At 50.9% G+C, this 1,707-nt stretch carries 2 protein-coding genes and 1 pseudogene; all 3 read right to left on the bottom strand.

The window, feature by feature from the left end; genetic code table 11:
* Positions 1–477: 477 nt before the first annotated feature.
* Positions 478–1,041 (bottom strand): isoprenylcysteine carboxylmethyltransferase family protein, encoded by a 564-nt coding sequence (locus Q0413_RS01165; RefSeq protein WP_298986429.1) that lies wholly within the window; start codon positions 1,039–1,041, stop codon positions 478–480.
* Positions 1,042–1,348: 307 nt separating this feature from the next.
* A complete protein-coding gene (locus tag Q0413_RS01160; RefSeq protein ID WP_298986425.1) occupies positions 1,349–1,474 on the bottom strand; it encodes a hypothetical protein in 126 nt (41 codons plus the stop codon).
* A gap of 51 nt (positions 1,475–1,525) precedes the next feature.
* Positions 1,526–1,707: pseudogene (locus tag Q0413_RS01155) on the bottom strand (peptide ABC transporter substrate-binding protein); the annotation flags it as partial.

Raw genomic sequence — 1,707 nt, 5'->3', positions numbered from 1 at the left:
GCCGACATCGCCGAGGACCGCCTGCTGATCTCGCGTATCAGCGCGATGAGCGTGCTTTCGGGCGAGGAGGACTTTATTTCGGACGATCGGTTCGCTCCTGAGGATCCGGGTACCCTATCTGCGTATGCAAGCGGAAATTAGCGGCATATGCGGGTATAAGCGTGAATTAAGCTTTGCTTAGTAGCTGTCGTCATAGTTATTTTTGGCGTTCGCGGAGTCGCGCGCTGATGAGCGTCGCGGCACATGCAAGCCTAAATTTAATGGGCGCTTTAGATACCGAGCCATTTTAAATTTAGCCTAGATAGCGAATGAATTTGAAATTTCGGGCTTAAATTTAGTTCTAAATTTAAGCCCATACCTCGCAGTCCTTAAAATTTCGAGCGAAATTTTAAAATTAGTCCGCAAATCTAGTTAAAATTTTAAAAATACCGTCTAAATTTACGCCTCTGCTTTAAAGCTCAATCGCGCGCCATTCTCTTAAAAGAACAAAAAATATCTCGGCGTCTTGCGTTTATACTTTAGATACTCCTGTCCGTAGGCTCGCTCGCAGTAGCGCTCCTCGCCCAGGACCACGAGATGGTTGTATATGGCAAAGGGCACTATCGCTATGAGTAGCCATAGCGACGCCGAGGCGACGCAAACGTCCGCCATGCCGAGGAAATAAAAGAAATACATCGGATTGCGCGATAGGCGGTAGATGCCGCTTTGTGCGGCTTTGTCCGCAGGCGCTGCCGCATAGTCGTAAAACGCCTTGATAAAGCCCGCGAAAGCCGTTACGTAGATCACCGCTCCGATCCAAAACCATGCGCTGCCCGTCTTAAGCGGCACGAACACCGATAAAATAAGCAGCACTACTTGCAGCAGCGAGCTTATGATCGCATTTCGCTTGTCCGCGAGCGTGTACCACGAGGTATCGGTGGCGCGCTTGCCGACCTCTTTGTAGATAAACATATACGCGAATTGTATCAGCACCATCGCAAATGAGGGTATCCAAGCGCCCGCTAGAGGAGGCTTAAGCGTCGTAAAAAATGAAATTTCCATGACCGCCTCCTTTGCTTTAAATTTTATCTCGCAGCTTCGTTTTGCCCTTGTTTGCTTGTCGTGGGTTTAAATTTACCCCGCCTCGCACCGCCCGTTTGACACACTGCGGCTATGTTTGCTCGGCACGCGCCCGCCGCCGATGCCGCTTCGGTAAGGCAATACGATAGCGACGCCGTCATTTAGGTATCGACGTGCCGAGCACCGATGTGATCTGCGCTTTTATGTGGGTGGCATTCGCACTTCAACGCGCCAAAATGCGAGATAGCGGCGCTTGTTTTGACGATACGACGCCCGCTCGCCCGTATGACTAGACGATTTGTCTATCCGGTGTCGAGATAGGACGGGCGGTCTGCTCGGCGCCGATGTATCGCCGCACGATGAAACATTCTGTGCCGATGTATTCGCCGCCTACTACACGATGAGCATTCGGCATGGATGCTGCCTACTAGGTGCGGCGCTGATGCCGTTGCTTCGGTGCCGCGCGCTATTTACCATCCGGGCTAAGTCCTTTTAAAATATATCCAAACTCCGCGTCGCTTAGCTCGCAATTCATAAATTTTTTATAAAACGCTTTCGTTTCGGCTTTCACGTCGATGTCGGCAAAAAGCTCCGGCTGGATGGTTTTCGCCGCCCATAAAATTTGAAGCACCGTATCCGCGCCGTATC

Origin of the sequence: uncultured Campylobacter sp. (assembly GCF_938045465.1) — a bacterium.
Lineage (GTDB): Bacteria > Campylobacterota > Campylobacteria > Campylobacterales > Campylobacteraceae > Campylobacter_B.
Note: the sequence above shows the minus strand (reverse complement) of the source record. Positions and strands in the feature narration are given on the sequence as shown.